We start from the raw sequence: 22,456 nt of genomic DNA, 5'->3' as shown, positions 1-22,456 counted from the left end.
GAATGGCACCGCAGACCACCTGAACCGGTCAACGCGTGCTCAAGTCTCGCGCAAACACCCAAAATCCTTGCTGTTCGACTGACATCCCGTCTCCAGAAAAACGACCGACTTCTGCAAAGCCCTCGCGAATGCGGGTGATCCAGTATTCCAGAGACGTGGGTGATTGAATCGAAAGGCCGCGGCGTACTGGGTACCCCGCCTTCGCGGGGTACGACGATTGAGGTTGTGGCGTCATCGTTCCGACTTCAGGTCCAGCTATCATCGGGCCGAAAGGAATACTGCATGCACGAATTTCGTCTGACGCAAATTTCCGACACCCACCTTTCCCGCGCCGCCCGCTTCGCCAGCCTGACCGACAATTTTCACCGCGTCAGCGAGCATATCGACGCCACGCGGCCCGACCTTGTCATCAATAGCGGCGACGTGTCGTGGGATGGCCCGACCAGCCGCGACGATCTCATTTACGCAAAAGACCTGCACGCGGCACTGCCCGTGAACTGCCGCTATCTGCCCGGCAATCACGACGTCGGGGACAATCCGACCGCGGTCGGCGTTGCCCCCTCGCATCCCGCAAACGAGAAGGATCGCGACGCGTTCATCGCCATATTCGCCGAAGACCGCTGGCAATTCGAAGCCGCGGGCTGGCGCTTCATCGGACTCGATTCGCTGATCATGAATACGGGAATTGCGAGCGAGATCGAGCAGGAGGATTGGCTGCAGTCACAGCTTTCCGGCGCGAACGGCAAGCCTGTCGCGCTGTTCCTGCACAAGCCGCTATTTCTGCAGACACCCGAAGACCTGGAGGAGGCCAGCACCGCTGTCCGCTACGTGCCACAGCCGGTGCGCGCACAACTGGTCAGGATGCTCGGTGCGCATGACGTACGCCTCGTCGCCTCGGGCCACGTTCATCAGCGCCGCGACTTCACCTACGGCCATACCCGTCACGTCTGGGCGCCGTCGACCGGCTTCATTATCCCGAACCGCATCCAGCCTGTTATCGGCACGAAGGAAGTCGGGCTGGTGGAGTATTGTTTCCAGCCCAACGCTTTTGAGGTCCGGCACATCCGAGCGCCGGGACAAATCGACGTTGATCTGGATTCGCTGATTGGCAGGAAATGATGGCGCGGGCGCGACCATTCTTCAAATCGTCGCCCGCTCCTTCGCTCTGATTTGGGCATGATCCTGCAAGGATTTTCGGATCACGCTTCAGACGTCAGAGCGCATCACCACTGCCGTTCCACGATGCCTAAGGAGGGATAGGCATCGTCCCATGAGGGGGAACCATCGTCCCACGGTGCTGTCGCGAACGCACCGACGCGCGGTGCCGGATAAAACTGGTTGCCGTGGTAGTAGCGAGGATAGTAGCCAGACGCATAGTAGCCAGGTGGATAGTAGCCAGGGCCGGGCGCCGCTCTCACAACGTAGCCGCCCGTGACGTAGCGCGGGCTCGGATAGTAAAAACCCGTCGCGCCGGGTTCGATATATTGAGCCATCGCAGGAGTGGCCAGCATCGTAGTGACAGCCAGTCCGAGCGATAGTTTTTTGAAGTTCATCATTTGGCTTCTCCATTGGATGTCAGAGCCAACATTGAATGTCAGAGCCAAACGGCGCCTTTGGAAGGACGTCCCACTATCAAGTGACCGTGAGATAGACTTGCCGGTCGCGCCCGGCCAGACCAACATCGTGCGTGCCGTGGGCGATTACCTGTCCGCTGCAGAGGTTTCGCCTCAGGCCGCGTAGTATCCGCCGTCGACCACGTGCGCAGCGCCGGTCATGAACGACGCCCTGTCCGAACACATCCAGGCCACGGCTTCCGCGATCTCGCCGGGAACGCCGAAGCGCCGCATCGGCACCTTGGCCAGAATTTCCTGGCCGCGCTCCTCGATCGTCTCCCTGGTCATCGGGGTTGCGATGTAGCCTGGATTGACGCAGTTCACGCGGATGCCGTCCTGGGCATATTCGATCGCCGCGCTTTTGGTCAGCCCCACCACGCCGTGCTTGGCGGCGACGTAATGGGCCGAGGTCGCGAGCCCGATCAGGCCCGCGATGGACGCAGTGTTGACGATCGCTCCGCCACCGCCCTGCGACAGCATCTGCATTACCTCGTATTTGAGGCAGAGGAAGACGCCCCTCAAGTTCACCGCCAGCATGGTGTCAAACGCTGCCTGGCTGAGTTCATGCGTGCGCTGGCCCGCCGGGCCGACGGCGCGTCCGGCGATTCCCGCATTGTTGAATGCGCAATCGATCCGGCCGAACGCCGAGACCGTGCGGGCCACCATCGCGGCCACGTCGGCTTCACGCGTCACGTCGCCGCCGATGGCGATCGCCTGGCCGCCGGCCGCATTGATCAGCGCGACTGTCGCCGCGGCGTCGGCCTCGGCACGATCGGCCACCGCCACCCGCGCACCTTCTCGCGCCATCACCACCGCGGTCGCCTGCCCGATCCCGGAAGCTCCACCGGTGACCAGCGCGACCTTGCCTTCAAGGATACCCGTCATGCGGCCTCTCCTCCAAGATGTCGGACCAGCTTACGCCTTGTCGGGCCCGACGCGCACGAGCTGCTTGCCGAAGTTGGCGCCCTTCAGAAGACCCATGAACGCGGCCGGCGCGCTGTCGAGGCCTTCGGTGACGAACTCCTTGTGCTTGACCTTGCCCTCGCGCACCCAGCCCGACATGTCGCGGAGGAAGTCGGCGTGACGGGCGGCGAAATCGCTGACGATGAAGCCGCGGATGGTGAGCCGCTTGGTCAGCACGGCGCGCATCATCGCCGGCGCCCATTTCGGCGCCACCGCCTGCGTATCGTTGTAATGCGCGATCAGGCCGCAGACGGGAACGCGTGCGAAGGCATTGAGCAGCGGGAACACCGCTTCGAACACCGCGCCGCCGACATTTTCGAAATAGACGTCGATGCCCTTCGGGCAGGCAAACTTCAGCTTCGCGGGAAAATCGGTTTCGCGGTGATCGAGGCAATCGTCGAAGCCGAGCTCGTTCTTCACATAGGCGCACTTGTCCTTGCCGCCGGCGATGCCGATCGCGCGGGCGCCCTTGATCTTCGCGATCTGGCCGACCGCCGAGCCGACTGCGCCGGAAGCGGCCGCGACCACCACGGTCTCACCCGCCTGCGGCTTGCCGATATCGAGCAGGCCCGTATAGGCGGTCATGCCGGGCATGCCGAGCACACCCACCGCAGTCGAGATCGGCGCAATCTTCGGATCGATCTTCGCAAGGCCCTTGCCGTCGGAAATCGCGTGCGTCTGCCATCCGGCGCGCGACAGCACGATGTCGCCCTTGGCGAAGGCGGGATTGTTCGAAGCGATCACCTCGCTGACGGTGCCGGCCTCCATCACGCCGTTGATCGGCACCGGCTGCGCGTAGGACGGCCCATCGCTCATGCGCCCGCGCATGTAGGGATCGAGCGACAGCCAGATGGTGCGGAGGAGGACTTCGCCGGCGCCGGGTGTCGGGATCTGGAATTCCTCGACGCGGAAATCGGACGGCTTTGGCTCTCCAACGGGACGCGCAGCCAGAACAATGCGCTTGCCTTGGGACATGATGGCTTCCTCCTGACAGGTTGTTGCTGTCATTTAGGAGACACATGGGCGCGAAGCAAACCCCGCCTCTCATTCCGGGCGGTCCGAACCCGGCATCTCCGGATGCAGGCCAGCCGGTTCATGTCCTCAAGCAACCAGCGCAATTGCAGGGATCGCGAACGTCGAGCGCCGACCATTCGTATTGGACCGATCTCCCGCTCGTTGGAAGGTCGAGGAGGTCATTATTGGCCGCGTCGGACTATCGGTAAGATTGATCCCCGCGATCTCCGCAATTTGTGGATTCATGCATCAGAATGAGCGGAGTGCCGGCAATGAAGAGCCACGATCAATTAAGGGTTTGGTTGCAGTTGCGAAATATGCTCGCGATCCTACCCACTCGCGAAGAGTCCATTCGATGCCAGAGCTTTCCATGCCGCCCGAACCTTCGTCCGCGAATCGAACAAGGGGTGGCATCAGTCTGCGGTGGCGGATCCTGGCGGGCAATCTGATCACGTGTCTCCTGGCCATGGCCTTCGCTGTGGCGGTCGCCTGGGGTGGATGGGGCGATCTGCGCAAGCGGGAAGCTGCCGCGCGCTCGCTGACCGCCTTCGAGCTGGTGATGAAGGCCAACAGCCTGATTCCGACCGAACGCAGCGCCTGGTTTGCAGTTATGACCCCGGCCGACCCAGCCTCGCCCGAGAAGCTGTCGGCCCTCGACAAGATCGTCGCCAACACGGATGCCGCCATCGGCGCAGCCAAGGCGGCCGTTCGCGCGGCGGAGTTGCCGACGAGGTCGATCGAAGCGGCCGAGCAGGCTTTGCAGCAAACACGCGGGGCCGCACGCCATGCAGTGATCCTGCCCAAGCCGCAACGGCCCGCCAACAGCCAGACGGCGATCGTGGATGGACTTGCGCGCGCGGTCGACGCCCTCACGACGGCGACGAGCGACGGCCTGGTCAACCTGTCGCGCACCGGCAGCGACATCGAGAATCTCCTGCCTGCGGCGGAGCTGGCGCAAAGCGCACAAAGCATGCGCGCCATCAATGGTGCGCGCGCCGCCGTACTCGGCCTTTTTGCCCGCAACCAGCCCTTGTCGGCAGCTCAACGCGTCGAAGTGACCGAATTGACCGGTCAGGTTGCGCTGCTCTGGAAGCAAATCGAGCAGGGAGTCCACAATACCGGCGATGCGCCGGCGCTTGCGGGCGTCCTCGACCAGGTGCGCACGACACTGATGACCGAAGCAGAGCCGCGGTTTCGACAGGTGGTCGCCGCCGCACGCGAGGGCGGTCCCTGCCCGGTCAGCGAGGCCGAATGGCCCACCTGGGTCAGTCGCGTCCTGAACAGCGTGCTCGGTCTGCGCGACGCCGCGCTGGTCTTTGCCCACAACGCCAACGACGCCGCGATTGCACAGGCGCAGATGCGGCTGACCTGGGCTCTTGCGGCGCTGTTGGTCGTGCTTGTGGCTTCGTTCGTCGTCGTGGTCGCCGTGATGCGTCAGGTGATCGGTCCGCTGGTGCGGCTGACCGGAGTGACGCTGCGGCTTGCCGACCGCGAACTCGACGTCGCAATCCCCGACGGCGATCGCAAGGACGAGATCGGCACAATGGCGAATGCGCTGCAGGTCTTCAAGGATGCGCTGATTGCGAAAAAGCGCGCGGACGAGGAAGCTGCGCGTAATGCCGAAGCGCAGCTCGAGCGCGGCCGCCGCGTGAACGGCATCACGCGCGATTTCGAGGCCGTGATCGGCGACATCGTGAGTACGGTGTCGTCCGCAGCGACCAAGCTTGAAGGTTCCGCCAGCACTTTGAATACGACAGCGGACCGCTCGCAGACGCTGACGACGGCGGTCGTGGCTGCGTCCGACGAAGCATCAACCAATGTGCAATCGGTGGCTTCCGCGACTGAAGAGCTGACATCTTCGGTCAACGAGATCAGCCGGCAGGTTCAGGAGTCCGCACGGGTCGCCGGCGACGCGGTGGAGCAAGCGCGCCGCACCAATGAACGCGTAAGCGCGTTGTCGCAGGCAGCAAGCCGGATCGGCGATGTCGTCGAGCTCATCAACTCGATCGCAAGCCAGACCAATCTGCTGGCATTGAACGCGACCATCGAAGCCGCACGCGCCGGCGACGCCGGCCGCGGCTTCGCGGTGGTCGCCTCGGAGGTGAAAGCGCTGGCGCAGCAGACAGCGAAGGCAACCGAGGAAATTCATCAGCAGATTATGGGCGTCCAGGCAGCGACGCAGGAGTCCGTCGGCGCTATCAGGGAGATCGGAGATACAATCGGGAAGCTGTCGGAAATCTCCTCGACGATTGCCGCTGCCGTCGAGGAACAGGGCGCAGCCACGCAGGAGATTGCGCGAAACGTGCAGCTGGCGGCGCACGGCACCCAGCGAGTCTCCGCCAACATCAGCGACGTGCAGCAAGGCGCGAGTGAGACCGGCTCGGCCTCGTCGCAGGTGCTATCCGCGGCCCAATTGCTCGCCACTGACTCGAGCCGTCTCAGGCTCGAGGTCAGCAGGTTTCTGGAAGCCGTGCGCGCGGCATAAGCGCGACGATTGCGAGAAGACGATTGCGAGGATCAGGCCACTTCGATGCTTCGCATCGTCCGGGGATGATTGCGCGCGACTACACCCCGCCCGGATAGTTCGGGCTTTCGCGTGTGATCGTCACGTCGTGGACGTGGCTTTCGCGCAGGCCTGCGCCTGTGATGCGGACGAACTGGGCCTTCTCGTGGAATTCAGCGAGGTTGCGGGCGCCGACATAGCCCATTGCAGCGCGCAGGCCGCCGGCGAGCTGGTGCATGACGTTACCGACCGGGCCTTTATACGGCACCTGGCCCTCGATGCCCTCGGGCACCAGCTTGAGCGTGTCCTTGATGTCCTGCTGGAAGTAGCGGTCGGCCGAGCCCCGCGCCATCGCGCCGACCGAGCCCATGCCGCGATAGGCCTTGTAGGAACGGCCCTGCCACAGGAACACTTCGCCCGGCGTCTCGTCGGTGCCGGCGAGCAGCGAACCGACCATGGCGATATCGGCGCCGGCGGCCAGCGCCTTGGCCAGATCGCCTGAATATTTGATGCCGCCGTCGGCGATGACGGAGACGTTTGCTTTCTTGGCGGCTTCAACCGCATCCATGATCGCGGTGAGCTGCGGCACGCCGACGCCGGCGACGATGCGCGTGGTGCAGATCGAGCCCGGACCGATGCCGACCTTGATCGCATCCGCGCCCGCATCGATCAGCGCCTGCGCACCCTCTTTCGTGGCGATATTGCCGGCGATCACCTGCACGGCGTTGGAGAGCCGCTTGATGCGGTTGACCGCCTCCAGCACGCGGGAGGAATGGCCGTGCGCGGTGTCGACCACGACCAGGTCGACGCCGGCATCGATCAGCCGCTCGGTGCGCTCGAAGCCCCCCTCGCCGACCGTGGTCGCCGCGGCGACGCGCAGGCGGCCATGCTCGTCCTTGCAGGCGAGCGGATGCGCGACCGCCTTTTCCATGTCCTTGACGGTGATCAGGCCGACGCAGCGATACTGTTCGTCGACGACCAAAAGCTTTTCGATGCGATGCTTGTGCAGCATCCGCTTCGCCTCGTCCTGGCTGACGCCCTCGCGCACGGTGACGAGGTTTTCATGCGTCATCAGCTCCGACACCTTCTGCTTGGGGTCGGTCGCAAAGCGGACGTCGCGGTTGGTGAGAATGCCGATCAGCTTGCCTGGCGAGTTCTTGCTGGCGCCGGTAACGACGGGAATGCCGGAGAAGCCGTGATCCTTCATCAGCGCCAGCGCGTCCGACAGCATCGCGTCGGGCCCGATGGTCAGCGGATTGACCACCATGCCGGATTCGTACTTCTTGACCTGCCGCACCTGGGCGGCCTGCCCTTCGGGATCGAAATTGCGGTGGATGACGCCGATGCCGCCGGCCTGCGCCATCGCGATCGCCATGCGCGCTTCGGTGACCGTGTCCATGGCGGACGCGATGATCGGAATGTTCAGCGGAATCGCGCGGGTGACGTGGGAGCGAATATCGGCCTCGGAGGGCAGGATATCCGAGAGACCGGGCTTGAGAAGCACATCGTCGAACGTGAAGGCTTCACGGATAGCCTGAAGTCCCTGCGCCATTGCCAACTCCTTTCGGCGGCTCGTCGCCGCGATCAGTTCTTATGGATGAACGCCGCCCTCGGCGATGCTACCGGCATCGCCGTCGAATCGGAGCCCATCGGTGGGGTTGACGGTGGTCGATAGCATGGCAGCACGCCGAATCAAAGCGTTTGACTGCTATGCACAGGCTTTTCGGGAAATGCCGCAATCCCAAGGGCTTAGCGCAAGGGTTTAGGGCAAGCCTTTTAAGGCCGATAGCCCGGCGGCGGGCCGTGCTGGCGGATCGCCTCCACCACCTCGCGATGCCGGCGGTCCTCCCGCTTCATGTGGACCGCGATCAGGGCATGCGCCGAGGGCACCAGCAGCAGGACGTGGAAAATCAGCCCGAAAACCAGGCAGAACACGATCAGGACCAGGTTGAAGATCGCCGAAAACGGCTGCCCGTTCAGGAGCAGCCCGAGCGGCGGCAACAAGGCGGCGAGAACGTAGATCATTCAAGGACCTCCGGCGTCTGGCGCGTGCATACCAGCGTCACGCAGGATTTAGGTGGTTTGCCCGGTTCTGCAATGGCTTGTGTGGCGGGGGGATGATACAGCGCCCTCGCCTGCCTCTCTTTTCCGAATCCCCCTGATACGATGGACAAGCAACGCCTGATCCCGCTGATCGTCGCTACCGCCCTGTTCATGGAGAACATGGACTCGACGGTTATTGCGACCTCGCTGCCGGCGATCGCGGCTGACATCGGCACCAGCCCGCTGACCCTGAAGCTCGCCATCACCTCCTATCTGCTGTCGCTTGCCGTCTTCATTCCGGCGAGTGGCTGGACCGCCGACCGCTTCGGCGCGCGCATGGTATTCTCGATCGCGATCGGCGTGTTCATGATCGGCTCGATCGGCTGCGCGCTGTCGCAGAACGTGACCCATTTCGTCATCGCCCGCATCCTGCAGGGCATGGGCGGGGCGATGATGACGCCGGTCGGGCGGCTGGTGCTCTTACGCTCGATCGACAAGAGCGCGCTGGTCAACGCGATGACATGGGTGACGGTGCCGGCGCTCATAGGTCCGGTGATCGGCCCGCCGCTCGGTGGCTTCATCACCACCTATTTCTCCTGGCACTGGATCTTTTTGATCAACATCCCGATCGGGCTGCTCGGCATCTTCATGGCGATGAAATACATCGACCCGATCAAGAGCGAGGACCCCGAGCGCTTCGATCTCTACGGGCTGGTGCTGGCCGGCATCGGACTTGCCGGCATCGCCTTCGGCCTATCGGTCGCCAGCCTCAATTTGCTGCCCTGGCCGGTCGTCGCCGGCCTGGTCGCGGTCGGCACGATCTCGATGACGGTCTATGTCATGCACGCGCGGCGCACCGGCTCGCCGGTACTGGATTTCTCGCTGCTGCGGCTCTCGACCATGCGCGCCAGCATCATCGGCGGCTTCCTGTTCCGGCTCGGCATCGGCGCGCTGCCGTTCCTGCTGCCGCTCTTGATGCAGGAAGGCTTTGGTCTGACGCCATTCCAGTCCGGCCTCGTCACGTTTGCCTCGGCGGTCGGCGCGATGGGGATGAAGACGCTGGCTGCCCGCATCATCCGCGCCTTCGGCTTCCGCAACCTGATGACGGTCAACGCCGTCATCAGCGCGGTCTTCCTCGCCGCCTGCGCGCTGTTCACGGTGACGACGCCGCTATTGCTGATCTTCATCATCCTCGTCGTCGGCGGCTTCTTCCGCTCGCTGCAATTCACCGCGATCAATACGGTCGCTTATGCCGAGGTCGAACCGCCGCAGATGAGCCGCGCCACCACGCTCGTCAGCGTCAACCAGCAACTGGCGATTTCGGCCGGCGTCGCCGTCGGCGCGTTCTCGGTGGAATCGACCATGCTGTACCGGCACGTCACCGAGCTGAGCGCCGACGTATTCCCGCCGGCATTCCTCGTGGTCGCGATCATCTCGGCGGTGTCGGCCTGGTTCTTCTGGCAGATGCCCGACGACGCGGGTCACGAAATCTCGGGCCGCAAGGTGACCGAGATTTCCAGCCGCAAGGGCGCGGCCAAAGCGGCGACCAAGGCCGCCAGCGAAGGCACCGAGGACGCACGCGATCAGCGGCTGGGCTAGGCCTCCAGGCGCACAACGTATCGGCCCTCGCGGAGCGCACCGCTCCATCCACGGCAATGACGGTGGTTAAGCCGCCCAATCCCCACCGCCCCGAACATGCTGAGCCGCAAGGAAGAATTCTGACCTGAGCGTCAGAAAGCGAACGGAAGCTTCCGCCATCATCAGCCATATCTGGCGCGTCGCCGCGCGGGACTGTTCCGTGTCGGGACCCGCCAACGGGGAATTCTTAGTTCAGTTTCGAGTGAAAGGACGAAGACGCGTGAATCAAGCCAATACGAAGGAAACGAACATCGATACGAAAGCCGGAGCCGACGAGAAGCTCTCTGCCACGTCGTTCCTTGGAATGCCCGGCATTTTTAACGGGCTAGCCGAGCAGAACGTCATCCGGGCAAAGGAGAACATCGAGAAGGTGAAGGTGGCCTCGGGAGCGGTCAATGACGCACTCCGGGAAGCCTATTCAGCCAACGCAAAGGGCACGGCCGACTACGCCGCCAAACTCATCGAGTTTTCCAGTGCCAATACCAGCTCCGCCTTTGACTTTCTCAGCCATCTGCTGGGTTTGAAATCGCCCTCGGAAATCCTGCAACTCTCGGCCGCGCAGGGCTGCAAGAACTTCGAAGCCACGACCGCGCAGAGCCGGGAACTCTGGCAGCTTACGCGCAAGATCGCGACCGAAACGGCCGATCCGCTCAAGAAGAGCTTTGCCAGCGCGCTGCAGCAGGCAGCCTAAATCATCATCGAACTTTTCGGCCCGCCGGAATCGGCTGGAATAAGCGCCCCTGTGAGAAGGGCGCGTTCCAGCCGATGGCGCGGCAACTTGCCGTCGACACAAAAATCCAAACGGAGGAACAGGATGGGCGTGGTCATGATCAAATGCCCCGGGACGGGGCGCGCTATCCCGACGGGGATGAAATCGGAGCGGGACAGGTTTCGATCCAGCCCGGTGTTTTTCGCGCGCACCTTCTGCTCGATCTGCCAGACCAGTCACGAATGGTTTGCCCGGGAAGCCTGGGTTCACGAGCCGGAAGAGGAATGGCGCATGTCAGCATAAGGCTGCTGCGGGGCTTTCAATCCCGTCAATGATGCCGCGGCCGCTGGCCGGACACCCTCCGCGGCGGCGCCTGCCGCCGTACCTCGTCCGCGTTGGCAAGCATGGCCGCCACATCAGCCCCGGACGGCGGCGGCTGCGCCTCCTCGGTCTGAACGATACGATCGATTCGACGGCGCATGAGCTGGTAGCATTCGCATGTCGCCATCTCGAGCCGCGGCCTGTTGATCTCGATCAAGCCCCGCCGATTCGACCGGATTCCACCCGCGTCGCGCAGCTTGCCAACGATATGCGTCACCGTGGGGCGGCGCACGCCGAGCAATTCCGCAAGCGTATCTTGCGTCAGCGGCAGGGTATCGCCCCCGGCCCGATCGTGGACCTGCAGCAACCAGTTCGCCAGCCGGGCCGTTACCGAGTGCAGCGCGTTGCAGGCTGCGACGTGCTGGAATTGCGCCATCAGCGCCCTGGTGTGGGTTTGAACCGCTCCCCTCAAGGCGCTGCTGCGTCCAAGCGCGGCCTGAAATTGCGTCGGCGAAATCTGCAGCGCCGTTCCCGCCACCCGCACCACCGCCGTCATCGGAGAGCGGGTCGGCCCGAGCGCCGTAAGAACGCCCACGGCCCCCTCATTGCCGACGACGGCGGTCGCGACTGTTTGTCCGTTCGGCATGTCCATGACGAAGGCGATCAGGCCGGTAAGCGGGAAGTAAAGGCGTTCAATCGGATCGCCCGACCGCACCAGCACGGTGTCCCGTTCAAGCGAAACCATCCGGAAATGACGTACAAGCAAATCGAGGTCTGCTGTCGGCAACGCAGCTAACAGTCGATTACCAACTCTGGTCCTCTGCTCCATCACGGGAATACTCCTTCCCAGACGGAGGCGCGGCGCGCAGCAGAAATTCCCGTGGCGTCAGGGCTGCATGCGGATGAACAGACCGCGCCTGACTAAAGGAATACGCCCTTCCGGCGAAAGTTCCAACAGGATTCGTGGACGGCCCGGCGCCCGCCGGCCGCACGCCGCAAGCAGTCGTGCCGCCGCGAGGGCTGCGCTTACGGCTGATTGCGCTGCCCGCGAAATCCCATCGCCAGCACGTAGCGCTCGGATGAATCCTGCCGGCTCGACGCCGGCTTGACGTGACGCACGCTGGAAAAATCGCGCTTCAATTGCGCGACCAGTTCGGCATCGGCGCCGCTCTGAAACACCTTTGCCAGGAACGAACCGCCGGGATTGAGCACGTCGGCGGCAAAGGCGGCCGCCGTCTCGACGAGGCCGATGATGCGCAATTGATCCGTCTTGCGATGGCCGGTGGTGTTGGCGGCCATATCGGACATCACCACATCGGCGCGGCCGCCCATCATCGCGATCAGCTTTTCAGGTGCGTCCTCGGCCAGGAAATCGAGTTGCGCGAACTCGACGCCGGGGATTTCCGGCATCTCAAGGAGATCGATTGCAATCACCTTGCCCTTGCCGTTGACGGCGCCGACGCGCCTGGCCGCGATCTGGCTCCAGCCGCCGGGCGCGGCGCCGAGGTCGACCACCGCCAGGCCCGGCTTGAGCAGGCGGTACTTGTCGTCGATCTCGATCAGCTTGTAGGCCGCGCGCGAGCGATAGCCGTCCCGCTTGGCTTTCGCCACATAGGGATCGTTGAGCTGCCGCTCCAGCCAGAGCTTTGACGACAGCTTGCGCTTGCCGCCGGTCTTGACCGTGACGTGGAGGCGTCCGGTGGTGTCTTTTGCCATGTCGGTGCTTGCTTGATTGATCAGACGGGCGGGATTGTTAGCACGGCCGCAGCGCGCCGTCCTCGCGCATCATTTCGACCAGCATGCCCTCCCGCAGACCCCGGTCGGCGACGCGCAGCCGCGGCAGCGGGAAGGCATCGCGGATCGCGTCGAGAATGGCGCAGCCGGCCAGCACCAGATCGGCGCGCTCGACGCTGATGCAATTGTTGTCGGCGCGCTGCTGATAGCTCATGCCGAGCAGCCGCTGGATTACGCCCGTGACATCGGAACCGTTCATCCAGATGCCGTCGATGCGGCGGCGGTCATAACGCGCCAGATTGAGGTGGACGCCGGCCAGCGTCGTCACGGTGCCCGAGGTGCCCAGCATATGCATGTCGCGCAAATCCCTGCCGTGCTCGGCCGCGAACGGCGCCACATATCGCGCGACCTCGCGCACCATCTGCGCGTAGGTATCCTCGGTCACGTCGCGCCCGCCGAAATGCTCGGCCAGCGTGACGACGCCGAGCGGGACCGACATCCACGCCTTGATCCGCGGTGGCGCGTTCTGCTGGTCCGGATCGCGCTCGATCCGAACCAGTTCGGTCGAGCCGCCGCCGATGTCGAACAGGATCGCGCCCCGTCCCCTTGGATCGAGCAGCGGCGAACAGCCGATCACGGCCAGCGTCGCCTCGGTCTCGCGATCGATCACCTCGAGGCGGATACCGGTCTCGCTGGCGACGCGGGCGCGAAAGCTCTCGGCATTGGCGGCCGCACGGCAGGCCTCGGTTGCGATCAGCCGCAACCGCTTGGCCTTGCGGTAGCGGATCTTGTCGCTGCAGATGCTGAGCGCCGCGATGGCGCGCTCGATCGCCGCCTCGCTGATGGAACCGGTTGCGGAAATGCCCTCGCCGAGCCGGATGATCCGCGAAAACGAATCCACCACGCGAAAACCGTCGCCGACCGGGCTGGCGATCAAAAGCCGGCAATTGTTCGTGCCAAGATCAAGCGCGGCATAGACACCGTTTGCCGTTGCCGCCGCAACCGACCCTGACGGGCTGGCGTCGGCCTGAAGGCCTTCGCGCAGCCGCGTATCCTCATTCATCAAAACTGTCTTTCCGCGGGCCGCTTCCGGCCGCCGAGAAAAATTACCGTTCACGGAAACTTTAGCAGCGCCAAGGGGGTACGCAACAACCCATCACATAGGACTATGCCCAATCAGGCGTTGTCGCTGACGGTGCAGTGCGTTATCTGAACGGGAACCCACGAAATCCAAGAAAATCCCAAGCATTTCAGGTGTTTTTCGATGCAAGATCACACGTCGGCCTCTTCCCTGGACAACGCTATCGCACTGCAAAAATACGGCGTGGGGCAGCCTGTGCGCCGCAAGGAAGACGACACGCTGGTGCGTGGGCGCGGCAAATACACCGACGATTTCACCCTGCCGGGCCAGGCCTATTGCTGGATGGTGCGTTCCAGCCATGCCCACGGAATCATCAAGGGGATCGATACGGCCGCCGCCAAGGCGATGCCCGGCGTCCTCGGCGTCTGGACCGGCAAGGACCTCGAAGCCGCCGGCTACGCCCCCTTCACCTGCGGCCTGCCGCTGAAGAGCCGCGACGGCTCGCCGCTGTTGCAGACCAACCGTCCGGCGCTTGCAACCGACAAGGTGCGCTTTGTCGGCGACCCCATCGCCTTCGTGGTCGCCGAAACGCTGGCGCAGGCGCGCGATGCGGCGGAAGCCGTCGAACTCGACATCGAGCCGCTGCCGGCCGTGACCGACGCGGCGGAAGCGGCAAAGCCCGGCGCGCCGCAGCTCTACGATCACATCCCGAACAATGTCGCGCTCGACTATCACTATGGCGATGCCGCCAAGATCGATGCGGCGTTCGCTGCCGCCGCGCATGTGACCAAGCTCGATATCGTCAATACCCGCGTGGCTGTGGTGTCGATGGAGCCGCGCGTGGCGCTGGCGGCCTACGACAAGGCAAGTGAGCGCTTCACGCTGCAGGTGCCGACGCAGGGCGTCTCCGGCAACAAGGTGACGCTGGCAAAGATCCTCAACGTGCCGAACGACAAGGTTCGCATCCTCACCGCCGATGTCGGCGGCTCCTTCGGCATGAAGAACGTCAGCTATCCCGAATACACCTGCATCCTGCATGCGGCGAAGGCGCTGGGCCGTCCGGTGAAGTGGACCGACGAACGCTCGACCAGTTTTCTCTCCGACAGCCACGGCCGCGCGCAGCTGATCCACGCCGAACTGGCACTCGACGCCGAGGGCAAATTCCTCGCGGTGCGCCTCGAAGGTTACGGCAATCTCGGCGCCTACATTACCGGCGTCGCGCCCGGGCCGCTGTCGCTCAACACCGGCAAGAACCTGGCGAGCGTCTATCGCACGCCGCTGCTCGGCGTCGACATCAAGACGGTGTTGACCAACACCACGCTGATGGGCGCCTATCGCGGCGCCGGCCGGCCCGAAGCCAACTACTACATGGAGCGGCTGATCGACCGCGCCGCCGACGAGATGGGCATCAATCGCCTGACCTTGCGCAAGCGCAACTTCATCAAGCCGGCGCAGCTGCCCTTCGCGGCAGCAAGCGGCGTCACCTATGACAGCGGCGATTTCGCAGGGGTCTTCAACAAGGCGCTGGAGATTTCCGACCACGCCAATTTTGCCAGGCGCAAGAAGGAGAGCAAGAAGAGCGGCAAGCTGCGCGGCATCGCCGTCGGCTCCTATCTGGAAGTCACCGCTCCTCCCAGCGGCGAACTCGGCAAGATCACCTTCGAGCCGGATGGTTCGGTAAAGCTGACCACCGGCACGCTCGATTACGGCCAGGGCCATGCCACGCCGTTCGCGCAGGTGCTGTCGGCGCAGCTCGGGGTGCCCTTTGAGAAGATCACGATCGAGCAGAACGACAGCGATCTCGTCCGCTTCGGCAACGGCACCGGCGGCTCGCGCTCGATCACCGCGACCGGACAGGCGATCGTGGAGGCCTCCGCGCTCGTGGTCGAAAAAGGCAAGCAGGCCGCCGCGCATCTGATGGAAGCGTCCGAGGGCGATATCGAATTCGGCAATGGCCGCTTCACCATCGCCGGCACCGACCGCTCGATCGGCATCATGGAGCTGGCGCAGCGCCTGCGCGAAGGCAAGATGCCGGAAGGCGTGCCGCTGTCGCTCGACGTCGACCACGCCACCAAGGACACGCCATCCACCTTCCCCAATGGCTGTCATGTCGCGGAAGTCGAGATTGATCCCGAGACCGGCGTCGTGGCCATCGTGCGCTATTTCGCCGTCAATGATTTCGGTACCGTGGTCAATCCGATGATCGTCGCCGGCCAGTTGCATGGCGGCGTGGCGCAGGGCATCGGCCAGGCGCTGATGGAGCAGGTCAGCTACGACGCCAGCGGCCAGCCGATCACCGGCTCGTTCATGGACTACGCCTTGCCGCGCGCGGAAGATATCCCGCCGATGGAGATCGGCGACCATCCCTCGCCGGCAAAATCCAATCCGCTCGGCACCAAGGGCTGCGGCGAAGCCGGCTGCGCCGGTAGCCTCGTCTGCATCGTCAACGCGGTGGTGGACGCGCTGTCGGAATACGGCATCACGCATATCGACATGCCGCTGACGCCGGAACGGGTGTGGCGCGCGATTCAGGATGCGAAAGCAAAGCAGGCGGCGTAGGTTCGCCTGCTACCACGTCAAGGCTGTCATCGCCCGGCTTGACCGGGCGACCCAGTATTCCAGAGACGTGTGGATTGAACCGAGAGGCCGCGGCGTACTGGATGCCCGCCTTCGCGGGCATGACGAGTTGAGCTTTGAGGCTTGGAAGTGCGCCTCACACCTTCTCGACCGCGCCGCCGCTTTCGGCCCATCCCTTGAAGCCGCCAAGGTTACGCACGTCCTTGTAGCCGAGATCCTGCAGCGTCTTGCCAGCAAGCGCAGATCGCCCGCCGGAGGCGCAGTACACGATCACGGTCTTTTCCCGATCGAACGCATTGTCGTAATATGGGCTGTCGGGATCCGCGCGAAACTCGAGCATGCCGCGCGAGACGTGCTTCGCCCCCTGAACCTTGCCGGTACTTTGCAGTTCGGTGCCGTCGCGCACATCGACCACAAGAACCTTGCCACCCTCGATCAAGTTTTTTGCATCCTGTGGGGTGATGGTTGGAACCGAACTGTTCGCCGCCGCGAGTAAGTCCTTCACTGAACTGGGCATCGTGCACTCCCGCTTTTCGTTTCTCGTTAGACCCGGATCATAGCGTATTTTTGCAGCCGCGTTGCGTCCATTCGGCCCGACTTTTTTACGCGCGTTGCCGCGGACCAATCAAACCTGCATCTTCAACGCGCGCTCCAGAAGCTCCAGCCGGTCCTGCCCCCAGAATATCTCGCCCGATGGAAGCACGTAGCTCGGCGCGCCGAAGACACCGGCCTTCAGCGCGTCCCGTGTGAACTCTTCATACAGCCCATCGAGCTCAGCATCCGAGGGACCGCCGGCGCGCAAGGCCGCCGCGTCCAGACCGGCGCGCTGCGCCGCTGCCGACATGACAGCGGCGTCGGCGAGGGATTCCTCGCGTTCCCAGATCGCGCGGCCGAACTCCAGCGACAGAAGATGCGCATCCTTGCCCTGCAGCTTGGCCGCGATCACAAGGCGGACCGCCGCGAGGTCATCGCTCGGAAAATATCTGGGCTCGAGATTGATCGGAATGCCCCTCACCTCGCGCCAGCGCTTGAGCTCCACCAGCCGGTAGGCGCGCCGCTGCGGCGAGCGTTTTGGCAACGGCAGGCCGCCGGTCTGCTCGAAGATCGGGCCGAACTTGCAGGGCTTGACGTTGACGGTCGCGCCATATCGGCGTGCGATCTCGGCAAATGGTCCGCTGCCCATGTAGGTCCAGGGCGAGTTGAGCGACAGATAATAGTCGATGGTGACGGGCATGATTACGCCACCGCCTGTTCGCGCGGCTGGTAGATCGCGACGTGGTGGCAATGCGCCAGCGGCGTTTTGCCGTTGGCGACGACCAGCGCGTCGAGCTCGACGAAGCGGTGGCCCTTCTTGTCGTAATTGCCGACCACCTTGGCGCGGGCCGTGATGACATCGCCGGCCTTCTTTGCCGAAAGCAATTGCATGCGGCTGCCGACGTGAATCCACGGGCCCAGAATGGCGTTGTCGACCAGCAGCCGGTTCATCACCCGTTGCAGCAGGCCGGGATGGCCCAGGCCCTCCTTCGCGTAGATCGGATCGGCTTCCCTGATATCCTGGAGGTATTCGCGGGCCGCCTCGCCCGCCCAGTCGCGCGGCGCGGTGCCGAGCCATGTGCCGACTTCATAGGATGAAGCGTTGACTGGCTTGCGCTCCGCCACGGCCGCGACCTCCTGGTAGTCCGAAATGGAAACAGCCGGCGCGGATGCCGGGAGTGACGCGGTGCCGGTGGCGCAAGGCTCGCCGCGGCTCTGCACCTCGATCGAAAGCACGCCGTTGTCTTCCTCCGCCGTGAGCTCGGCCATCTCACCGTCATAGACCGGCTTGACGAAGCGCGCCTCGATCAGGCCGCGTTCGAGGAAGGCGCGGCCCCATTTCGCGACCGGCTGGTGCATCATGTAGGCCATCACGTCGACGCCGGGGACCAGCCCGCCGGAGAAGCCGAACCGCTGTGCCACGGTGTCGTCATGCATCTTGTTTTCGGATTGTCTGGCGGTGTTGTAGGCCTCGACGCGATACGGCTCGATCGGCATGCCATTTCCTCTTGTTTTTGGTTGTTTTTCCACCGGTTATGGTACGCAAAGAATGTGCCGTGGCAAGCGTGTTCCCGCCCCTGTTTTCCTCGCATTCCGGCATCGAATAGGCTACCACCCGCGGGCAAGAAAACCCTGTCGAATCCGTATGCCTGACGTGAACCCAACCCGCATCTATGCCGACGCCTGCCCGGTGAAGGACGAGATCTATCGCGTTGCTGTCAGGCACGGCCTGCCGGTCAGCGTGGTCGCAGGCAATTTCATCCGCGTGCCGCAGGACCCGCTGATCGAGCGCATCGCCGCCGGTTCCGGCATGGATGCTGCTGACGACTGGATCGCGGAGCGCGCCGGCAAGGGCGATATCGTCATCACATCAGACATCCCGCTCGCGAGCCGCTGCGTCAAATCAGGAGCAGAAGTGATCGCGCCGAACGGCAAGCCGTTCACGGAAGAATCGATCGGCATGACACTGGCGGTGCGCAATCTGATGACCGATTTGCGCTCGTCCGGCGAAGTCACCGGCGGGCCGAAATCGTTCGCGCCGCGCGACCGCTCGGCGTTCCTGTCGGCGCTCGACCAGACCATCCGCCGGATCCAGCGCCAGCGCGCGCAGCAGCCTGCGCCAAACCAGGGTTGAACGATGGCGCCGCCGCTGATTCAATTGAAAGGCATTCACCTGACCTTTGGCGGCACGCCGCTGCTGTCTGATGTCGAGCTGTCGGTGTCATCGGGCGAGCGGGTCTGCCTGATCGGCCGCAACGGCTCCGGCAAATCCACGCTGCTGAAAATCGCCGCTGGTCTCGTCGAGCCCGACGGCGGCAGCCGCTTCGTGCAGCCCGGCGCCACCATCCGCTATCTGCCGCAGGAGCCTGATTTCGGCGACCACAAGACCACGTTGGCCTATGTCGAGGCCGGTCTCGGCCCCGGCGACGATCATTACCAGGCCCGCTATCTCGTCGAGCAGCTCGGGCTCTCCGGCGACGAAGACCCCGCGCATGTCTCCGGCGGCGAGGCCCGCCGCGCGGCGCTGGCGCGGGTGCTGGCGCCCTCGCCCGACATCCTGCTCTTGGACGAGCCGACCAACCATCTCGATCTGCCGACCATCGAATGGCTGGAAGGCGAACTGGCGAGCCGCAAATGCGCGCTCGTCATCATCAGCCACGACCGCCGCTTCCTCTCCAATCTGTCGCGCTCCACCGCCTGGCTTGATCGCGGCCAGATCCGGCAGATCGACCGCGGCTTTTCGGCGTTCGAAGCGTGGCGCGACGAGGTGCTGGCGGAGGAAGAGCGCGACCAGCACAAGCTCGACCGCAAGATCGTCAACGAGGAGCACTGGCTGCGCTATGGCGTCTCCGGCCGCCGCAAGCGCAACGTCAAGCGGCTCGGCAATCTGCATGCCCTGCGCGACCAGCGGCGCAATTATCGCGGTGCGACTGGCAATGCCAACCTTGCCGCTGCGGAAGCCGAGAAATCCGGACGGCTCGTCATCGAGGCGAAGAACATCGCAAAAGCCTATGGCGAACGCAAAATCGTCGAGGGCTTTTCGACCCGCGTCCAGCGCGGCGACCGGATCGGCATCGTCGGTCCGAACGGCGCCGGCAAGACCACGCTGGTTCATCTCTTGATCGGCAACGATCCGCCCGACTCCGGCACGATCCGGCTCGGCGCCAATATCGAGATGGCAACGCTCGACCAGCACCGCGAAAGCCTCGATCCGAAATCGACGCTCGCCAAAGCCCTGACCGGCGGCCGCGGCGATCACGTGATGGTCGGCGGCAAGCCAAAACACGTCATCGGCTACATGAAGGATTTCCTGTTCGCGCAGGAGCAGCGCGGCACGCCGCTGGAGGCGCTGTCCGGCGGCGAGCGCGGCCGGCTGATGCTGGCGCGCGCGCTGGCCAAGCCGTCGAACCTTTTGGTGCTGGACGAGCCGACCAACGACCTCGATCTCGAGACGCTGGATGTGCTGGAAGAGATGCTCGGCGACTACGAAGGCACCGTGATCCTGATCAGCCACGACCGCGACTTCCTCGACCGCGTGGTGACGTCGGTCATCGTGCCCGAAGGTAGCGGCCGCTGGATCGAATATGCCGGCGGCTACACCGACATGCTGGCGCAGCGCGGCGAGGATTTATCGCGCGAAGCGCCCAAGGCGGCTGCGCCGGAGGAAAAGAAGGAAGCAAAGACGGCTGCTCCTTCCGCCGCGCCCAAACGCCGGTTGAACTTCAACGAGAAGCACGCGCTGGAAACCCTGCCGAAGACCATGGCAAAACTGCAGGCCGAGATCGCGAAGCAGCAGAAGCTGCTTGACGATCCCGATCTCTACGCCAAGGATCGCAAGAAGTTCGATGCGGCTTCGGCTGCGATTTCGAAAGCGCAGGAAGAGCTGTCGGCCGCCGAAGACCGGTGGCTGGAGCTTGAGGTTTTGCGGGAAGAGATCGAGCAGGCCTAGGCATTTTNGTCATTGCGAGGAGCGAAGCGACGAAGCAATCCATCCATCCGTTATGCCGCAAGATGGATTGCTTCGCTTCGCTCGCAATGACGAAAGGAACAACCGGAGTTCACGTCATGACCACCCCCCTCGCCGCCAAGATCGCCCGCGAATACGGCACGCCCTGCGCCGTGATCGACATGGACCGTGTCGAGCGCAACATCGCCCGCATCCAGGTCGCCTGCGATACCGCCGGCGTCGCCAACCGGCCGCACATCAAGACCCATAAGAGCCCTTTGCTGGCGCAGATGCAGGTCGCGGCCGGTGCCAGGGGCATCACCTGCCAGAAGATCGGCGAGGCCGAGGTGATGGCGGAGGCCGGGATCGACGACATCCTGATCAGCTACAATCTGATCGGCGAGGAGAAGATGGCCCGCCTCGCCGCGCTGCAGGCCAAGGCCAACATGACGGTCGCCGCCGACAACTCGACTGTGATCGCAGGCCTGCCACAGGCGGCGGCTGCTTCCGGCCGCCCGTTGTCGGTGGTGGTCGAATGCGATACCGGGCGCAAGCGGGCGGGTGTCGAGACGCCGGCTGAGGCGATTGCGCTGGCGCGCGAGATTGCGGGGCTGAAGGGCCTGCAGTTCGCAGGCTTCATGCTGTACCCGACCGAAACCGGCTGGACCGAGGCGCAGAAATTTTTCGACGAGGCGCTGGCCGGCGTGCGCGCGCACGGGCTCGATGCGGCGATGGTCTCGACCGGCGGCTCGCCGAACCTCAAAAACCTCGGCAAGCTCAAGGGCGCGACCGAGCACCGGCCCGGCACCTATATCTACAACGACCGCATGCAGGTCGCGGCCGGCGTCGCCGAGTGGGATGATTGCGCGCTCAACATCTATTCCACCGTGGTCAGCCGCGCCGGCCCGGACCGCGGCATCCTCGACGCCGGCTCCAAAACGCTGACCTCGGATCCCGGCGGCGGGCTCGACGGTTACGGCCTCATCCTGGAGCACCCGGAAGCCAAGATCGCGCGCTTTGCGGAAGAGCACGGCTTCCTCGACCTCGCCCGCAGCAACACGCGGCCTGTCGTCGGCGATGTCGTGCGGATCGTGCCCAACCATGTCTGCGTCGTCGTCAACATGATGGACGAGGTGGTGATGGTGCGCGGCGACGAGATCGTCGGCGTGCTGCCGGTAGCGGCACGGGGGAAGTTGCGGTAGGCGCTCGCGTTGCTCCGTAGGGTGGGCAAAGCGAAGCGTGCCCACCATCAAGAGCAACGCCGTTGGGTGGCCACGCTTCTGCCTTCGCTCGTTGAGCTACGGCGGAACGAAGTCGGCTTGCTCACTGTCCAATTTTTCAGCGCTTTCCCAGAGCCCGATCAAGGTTCTCCTGCCCGCGCTCGGGGCTCCAGCCAAGAATCGTTACACAGCCTACGAGATTTCCGGCCGCATCCCAGAAAGCTGCAATATGAGTCGTAGGACCGTCAAATGGCTCACCTCTAACCATATCGTTGGGCATGCGCTGCTCCAGGTTCTGCACGAACTCAGCTAGACCAATCGCTTGAATGCCGTTCTCTTGGCAGTGCTTTAGTCTGATCCTGTAAATGCTCAGCCATTCGTCCACGGGCCCGTCGTTCAGCGAACCACTGCCGTCGTAAACGACTTCCGCGTCATCAAGCGCCGATAAGGCGGCGCGCTGCCACGATGAGCTTAAGCCCTCTTTTAGCGCATCGACGAGTGCCTGCTTTCTGTTCACCGTCCTCATCCTGCAATTGCTGGTTAGGTGTAGTAATTCTTCC

At 64.0% G+C, this 22,456-nt stretch carries 21 protein-coding genes; 8 read left to right on the top strand and 13 right to left on the bottom strand.

Annotated features, from left to right (window positions below):
• Positions 1–282: 282 nt before the first annotated feature.
• On the top strand, positions 283–1,119 hold the full coding sequence (locus tag CQ14_RS04005) for a metallophosphoesterase family protein (RefSeq protein ID WP_057856643.1): 837 nt from the start codon (positions 283–285) through the stop codon (positions 1,117–1,119).
• Between the two features lie 104 nt (positions 1,120–1,223).
• Here the strand turns inward: CQ14_RS04005 and CQ14_RS04000 are convergent, their stop codons facing one another.
• The 3 genes from CQ14_RS04000 to CQ14_RS03990 form a co-directional block, all read right to left on the bottom strand.
• Positions 1,224–1,556 carry a hypothetical protein gene (locus tag CQ14_RS04000; protein ID WP_057856642.1) on the bottom strand — a complete coding sequence of 111 codons (333 nt, stop codon included), beginning with the start codon at positions 1,554–1,556 and terminating at the stop codon, positions 1,224–1,226.
• A 171-nt stretch (positions 1,557–1,727) separates the two neighbouring features.
• Positions 1,728–2,498: an SDR family NAD(P)-dependent oxidoreductase gene (locus CQ14_RS03995; RefSeq protein ID WP_057856641.1), complete on the bottom strand. Its 771-nt coding sequence runs from the start codon at positions 2,496–2,498 to the stop codon at positions 1,728–1,730.
• Between the two features lie 30 nt (positions 2,499–2,528).
• Positions 2,529–3,551 carry an NADP-dependent oxidoreductase gene (locus CQ14_RS03990; protein WP_057856640.1) on the bottom strand — a complete coding sequence of 341 codons (1,023 nt, stop codon included), beginning with the start codon at positions 3,549–3,551 and terminating at the stop codon, positions 2,529–2,531.
• A 505-nt stretch (positions 3,552–4,056) separates the two neighbouring features.
• Here CQ14_RS03990 and CQ14_RS03985 point away from each other — a divergent pair.
• Positions 4,057–6,075: a methyl-accepting chemotaxis protein gene (locus tag CQ14_RS03985; protein ID WP_245320180.1), complete on the top strand. Its 2,019-nt coding sequence runs from the start codon at positions 4,057–4,059 to the stop codon at positions 6,073–6,075.
• A gap of 79 nt (positions 6,076–6,154) precedes the next feature.
• On the opposite strand, the gene guaB is transcribed toward CQ14_RS03985, so the two are convergent.
• Positions 6,155–7,645 carry an IMP dehydrogenase gene (guaB, locus tag CQ14_RS03980; protein WP_057856638.1) on the bottom strand — a complete coding sequence of 497 codons (1,491 nt, stop codon included), beginning with the start codon at positions 7,643–7,645 and terminating at the stop codon, positions 6,155–6,157.
• Positions 7,646–7,869: 224 nt separating this feature from the next.
• Positions 7,870–8,118 (bottom strand): hypothetical protein, encoded by a 249-nt coding sequence (locus CQ14_RS03975; RefSeq protein WP_028346604.1) that lies wholly within the window; start codon positions 8,116–8,118, stop codon positions 7,870–7,872.
• Between the two features lie 141 nt (positions 8,119–8,259).
• Here CQ14_RS03975 and CQ14_RS03970 point away from each other — a divergent pair, with 141 nt between their 5' ends.
• Both CQ14_RS03970 and CQ14_RS03965 read left to right on the top strand, forming a co-directional pair.
• Complete coding sequence (locus tag CQ14_RS03970) at positions 8,260–9,735, top strand: DHA2 family efflux MFS transporter permease subunit (RefSeq protein ID WP_057856637.1); 1,476 nt, start codon at positions 8,260–8,262, stop codon at positions 9,733–9,735.
• A gap of 199 nt (positions 9,736–9,934) precedes the next feature.
• On the top strand, positions 9,935–10,465 hold the full coding sequence (locus CQ14_RS03965) for a phasin family protein (RefSeq protein WP_156434669.1): 531 nt from the start codon (positions 9,935–9,937) through the stop codon (positions 10,463–10,465).
• Here CQ14_RS03965 and CQ14_RS43225 read toward each other — a convergent pair.
• The 4 genes from CQ14_RS43225 to CQ14_RS03945 form a co-directional block, all read right to left on the bottom strand.
• On the bottom strand, positions 10,462–10,602 hold the full coding sequence (locus CQ14_RS43225; protein ID WP_156434668.1) for a hypothetical protein: 141 nt from the start codon (positions 10,600–10,602) through the stop codon (positions 10,462–10,464). The two genes, CQ14_RS03965 and CQ14_RS43225, sit on opposite strands and share 4 nt — an antisense overlap.
• 209 nt (positions 10,603–10,811) lie before the next feature.
• Positions 10,812–11,549: a Crp/Fnr family transcriptional regulator gene (locus tag CQ14_RS03955; protein WP_347337113.1), complete on the bottom strand. Its 738-nt coding sequence runs from the start codon at positions 11,547–11,549 to the stop codon at positions 10,812–10,814.
• 281 nt (positions 11,550–11,830) lie between these two features.
• Entirely contained in the window at positions 11,831–12,520 is a 690-nt protein-coding gene (locus CQ14_RS03950) for an RlmE family RNA methyltransferase (RefSeq protein ID WP_057856634.1), read from the bottom strand.
• Between the two features lie 37 nt (positions 12,521–12,557).
• On the bottom strand, positions 12,558–13,601 hold the full coding sequence (locus tag CQ14_RS03945; protein WP_057856633.1) for a Ppx/GppA phosphatase family protein: 1,044 nt from the start codon (positions 13,599–13,601) through the stop codon (positions 12,558–12,560).
• Positions 13,602–13,802: 201 nt separating this feature from the next.
• Here CQ14_RS03945 and CQ14_RS03940 point away from each other — a divergent pair, with 201 nt between their 5' ends.
• Positions 13,803–16,178, top strand: a complete 2,376-nt coding sequence (locus CQ14_RS03940) for a xanthine dehydrogenase family protein molybdopterin-binding subunit (RefSeq protein WP_057856632.1) — start codon at positions 13,803–13,805, stop codon at positions 16,176–16,178.
• Between the two features lie 154 nt (positions 16,179–16,332).
• Here CQ14_RS03940 and CQ14_RS03935 read toward each other — a convergent pair whose 3' ends face one another.
• From CQ14_RS03935 to CQ14_RS03925, 3 genes are all read right to left on the bottom strand, one after another.
• Positions 16,333–16,713 carry a rhodanese-like domain-containing protein gene (locus CQ14_RS03935; RefSeq protein WP_057856631.1) on the bottom strand — a complete coding sequence of 127 codons (381 nt, stop codon included), beginning with the start codon at positions 16,711–16,713 and terminating at the stop codon, positions 16,333–16,335.
• A gap of 108 nt (positions 16,714–16,821) precedes the next feature.
• On the bottom strand, positions 16,822–17,430 hold the full coding sequence (locus CQ14_RS03930; protein WP_057856630.1) for a 2-hydroxychromene-2-carboxylate isomerase: 609 nt from the start codon (positions 17,428–17,430) through the stop codon (positions 16,822–16,824).
• Positions 17,431–17,432: 2 nt separating this feature from the next.
• A complete protein-coding gene (locus CQ14_RS03925) occupies positions 17,433–18,227 on the bottom strand; it encodes a hypothetical protein (RefSeq protein ID WP_057856629.1) in 795 nt (264 codons plus the stop codon).
• Between the two features lie 148 nt (positions 18,228–18,375).
• On the opposite strand from CQ14_RS03925, the gene CQ14_RS03920 reads away from it, so the two are divergent.
• From CQ14_RS03920 to CQ14_RS03910, 3 genes are all read left to right on the top strand, one after another.
• Positions 18,376–18,864 (top strand): YaiI/YqxD family protein, encoded by a 489-nt coding sequence (locus tag CQ14_RS03920; protein ID WP_057856628.1) that lies wholly within the window; start codon positions 18,376–18,378, stop codon positions 18,862–18,864.
• Positions 18,865–18,867: 3 nt separating this feature from the next.
• Complete coding sequence (locus tag CQ14_RS03915) at positions 18,868–20,679, top strand: ABC-F family ATP-binding cassette domain-containing protein (protein WP_057856627.1); 1,812 nt, start codon at positions 18,868–18,870, stop codon at positions 20,677–20,679.
• A gap of 116 nt (positions 20,680–20,795) precedes the next feature.
• Positions 20,796–21,878, top strand: coding sequence for a D-TA family PLP-dependent enzyme (locus CQ14_RS03910; RefSeq protein ID WP_057856647.1), 1,083 nt, complete (start codon positions 20,796–20,798; stop codon positions 21,876–21,878).
• A 136-nt stretch (positions 21,879–22,014) separates the two neighbouring features.
• Here the strand turns inward: CQ14_RS03910 and CQ14_RS03905 are convergent, their stop codons facing one another.
• The gene (locus CQ14_RS03905) at positions 22,015–22,413 is read right to left on the bottom strand and encodes a hypothetical protein (RefSeq protein WP_156434666.1); all 399 of its coding nucleotides are present in this window, start codon (positions 22,411–22,413) and stop codon (positions 22,015–22,017) included.
• Positions 22,414–22,456: the final 43 nt, after the last annotated feature.

Source organism: Bradyrhizobium lablabi (genome assembly GCF_001440475.1).
GTDB lineage: Bacteria > Pseudomonadota > Alphaproteobacteria > Rhizobiales > Xanthobacteraceae > Bradyrhizobium > Bradyrhizobium lablabi.
This window is presented reverse-complemented; position numbering and strand designations above follow the sequence as displayed.